Below are 1,008 nucleotides of genomic sequence, written 5' to 3'. Positions count from 1 at the left end.
TAAATCCCCTCTCTTTTCTACACAGATTTCGAACAGTTCTATGAGGCTTTAAGACCTCGATTTTAAGTCGTTGAAACTCGCGTAGATTGTCCTTTCAAAAAACATTTTCTTATGAATAAAGATATTAAATATTTTGGACTTGACATTAGTTACTTGGTTTTCGATGTTACAGATTCTGATGGTAATTACTATCAGTTTAAAAATAACCCATCTGGCTTTAAAAAGTTTGCAAAACTATTAGATTCTAATAGTCATTGTGTAATGGAAGCTACGGGTTATTATCACTATCAATTAGCTTATTTTTTACTTGAGTCAGGCATTCAAGTATCAGTAGAAAATCCATTAGCGGTAAAACGTTTTATCCAGATGAAGCTATCAAAAATTAAGACGGATAAGAGCGATTCTAAACTTATTTGTGATTATGCTGAGCAAGTTGAATTAAAACTCTGGAAAGGTAACTCTAAACATCAAACAGAATGCCTTCAAATGACCAGACTCCTTTCTGTATATACAAAACAGATGACCATGATAAAAAATAAATTGCATGGAGAAACTGTTTTAGGCAACCCAAGTAAAGCAGTTGTGTCCTCCTTAAAGCGCAGTTTAAAGCAAATACAAAAAGAGGTTGGTATCTTAGAAGAAAAACTTTTAATCTTGGTAAAACAAGAGCATCAAGATTTGTTAACACGATTAAAAACCATACCAGGTATTGGGAAGAAAACAGCCATTATGTTAGTGGTTTTAACAGGCGGATTTGAACGTTTTTCAAGTGCCGCTGAATTATGTAGTTATGCAGGCCTTACGCCAATAATTAGACAAAGTGGAAGCAGTGTAAAAGGACGACCTCGAATAAGTAAAATAGGCAATCAAAAGCTAAGGAATTTATTATTTATGTGCAGTTTTACAGCCTGCAAATACAACAAGGCTTGCAGAGATCTTTATGAGCGAATAGTAGCCAAAGGAAAGAGTAAAAAACTAGCATTAATAGCAGTATGCAATAAACTTTTA

At 33.5% G+C, this 1,008-nt stretch carries 1 protein-coding gene; it reads left to right on the top strand.

The annotated features are described in order from the left end of the window. Positions 1-111: 111 nt before the first annotated feature. A partial coding sequence (locus IEV77_RS17360) for an IS110 family RNA-guided transposase (protein ID WP_188467182.1) occupies positions 112-1,008 on the top strand: 897 nt, incomplete at its 3' end.

It is taken from the genome of Xanthomarina arctica (assembly GCF_014638915.1).
In the GTDB taxonomy this organism is placed as follows: Bacteria; Bacteroidota; Bacteroidia; order Flavobacteriales; family Flavobacteriaceae; genus Xanthomarina; species Xanthomarina arctica.
This window is presented reverse-complemented; position numbering and strand designations above follow the sequence as displayed.